1 protein-coding gene and 1 pseudogene are annotated in these 2,103 nt (G+C 25.2%); both read right to left on the bottom strand.

Annotated features, from left to right (window positions below; genetic code table 11):
* Positions 1-151 (bottom strand): annotated as a pseudogene (locus tag LQ693_RS13290) (UTP--glucose-1-phosphate uridylyltransferase); the annotation flags it as partial.
* Positions 126-1,619 (bottom strand): glycosyltransferase, encoded by a 1,494-nt coding sequence (locus LQ693_RS13285; RefSeq protein ID WP_239703265.1) that lies wholly within the window; start codon positions 1,617-1,619, stop codon positions 126-128. The pseudogene LQ693_RS13290 and the gene LQ693_RS13285, both read right to left, overlap by 26 nt.
* Between the last annotated feature and the right edge of the window lie 484 nt (positions 1,620-2,103).

Below are 2,103 nucleotides of genomic sequence, written 5' to 3'. Positions count from 1 at the left end.
ATATTGGTAACATTTCTTTAGGCATCGCTTTTGTAGCAGGTAAAAATCTTGTTCCTAAACCTGCAGCAGGTATAATTGCTTTTTTTATTTTCATTATTTTTCTTCCTCTCTTGAATAACTTGATTTTAAATATTAATTTTCTTAACTTCATTTATTAATTCTTTAAAATTATTTACTGCACTTTCATAACTAAGTTCTTTTTTATTTTCAACATTATTTAATGGATTTTGTTTAATTTTCACCATTGCATCAGCAAATGCATCAATATTATCTGCCTCAATTAAATAACCATTTTCACCATCAACAATTATTTCGCTTGGACCATATTTAATATCATAAGAAATAGTTGGACAATTTTCATTGATACTTTCCATAACTGTTAATGCAAACCCTTCAAATTTACTTGTCAATAACGATGCTAAGGACTCCCTGAATGCTAAACCAGGATTACTAGTAAAATCATGTATTTCTACATAATTTTCAAGTTCATTTTCTTTAACAAGTTTTTTAATTTCATCTTTCTCTTTAATATCTGTGCCACCATATAAAACAAGTTTAGTATCAAACCCATGCTGATTAAATTTCTTAAAACCTTTAATAAGATGAGGCATCTGTTTTTGTTCATTAAATCTACCTAAATAAACGAATTTGTCTTTCTTTTCAGCAATTTCATTTGATTTCTCAATAAAATGTGGTATAACTGTAAATTTTTCATTTTCTATATTAAATTCTTCTTGAATATCTCTTTGTTGAGAATGAGTAAGTAAATAATATTTAGTTACTTTATCAGAATTATTCAATGCATATTTATAGGAATTTTTAATTTCTCCATCCACTTTATGAGCATTATGAAAGACTAGTATTGGTTTTATGTCCACCTTACAATCCAATAAAGGGCGATCTAAAAGTCTTGCATCATTAAAAACTATATCCCCTTTTTTAAATAAACAATTAAAGAAATACTTAAATAAATCTTTTTCTGTTTTGTAAATACTATTAAGAATTCCATCCTTATATGTATAAATATATTCTAATTTATTAGCTTCATTATCTTCATAATATTTCTTACAATAAATGTTACCTTCTAAGTCATAAAAGTTTTCCGCTAATTTTTTGTTAAATTTAGGACTATAATTGGTAATCTTATGGAGTATACCATTTATATTGTACTCCCATCTTTCTGTTTTATGCTTTGTACCTGTAACAAAATAATCCTCAAACTTAACAATTTCAGAATTAGGATAATATTGACGGTATAGGATATACCTATCATTGTCATTGTCATAATACCTTACGCAATTTTTATCATAATTGGGTACAGCATAATAATTTTTTACTCTAACTGGTTGATGCACTGAAATATCAACTTCAACATTATTTAAATTATGTAATTTAAAATTTGATAACCAATCATATATATTCACAATATGAGTATCTTCATTTAAAGTATTCTTTCTAATAAACGTTGAATAAACACACTCATAATTCGGATTATAATTAGTAGTTAAGATTGTTTGTTTTACATTTAGCTCGTTATTGTATAAAGCAATTCTACGTAGTAATGCTTTGGTTCTCCCTGCATGCATTTCAGGTAATGTAGATGTAACAGTATAAATCATGATTAATCATCTCATTTCATTTTTATGTTGTGAAAATAGTTATTATATAAAGTTAAATATGAATATATAAATTGATATTGACCAATGTGGCATATGTGGTCAATTCTACTTTCAAATAACAACTAATTTTCTTTGTTCCTTTGTTTTTTGCATGATCCAAAAGTATTGAAAAAAGAACAATTTTCATACAACGATTATATCATGTTTAGTAAAAATAAAAATATAAACATTTAAATTTTGTCATTGTTTCTTCATTTCAAATAAAATAACAATGAATTGTAATTTTACTAATTTAACTTTCAAAATACTTTAATAGCATAAAATATCCAGTTATAACTTTCACCAAATTTAATCGTGCACAAAAAAGCAACCTTTCATTTTTCTTGAAAGGTTGCTTCAGACTGTGGACAAACTGAACTTAAATTTATAAGTTCAGTTTGTTTTTTTATATGGATTAATATTTTCCACTAAAATCATGATTAAA

Origin of the sequence: Mammaliicoccus sp. B-M6 (assembly GCF_022386965.1) — a bacterium.
GTDB lineage: Bacteria > Bacillota > Bacilli > Staphylococcales > Staphylococcaceae > Mammaliicoccus > Mammaliicoccus sciuri_A.
This window is presented reverse-complemented; position numbering and strand designations above follow the sequence as displayed.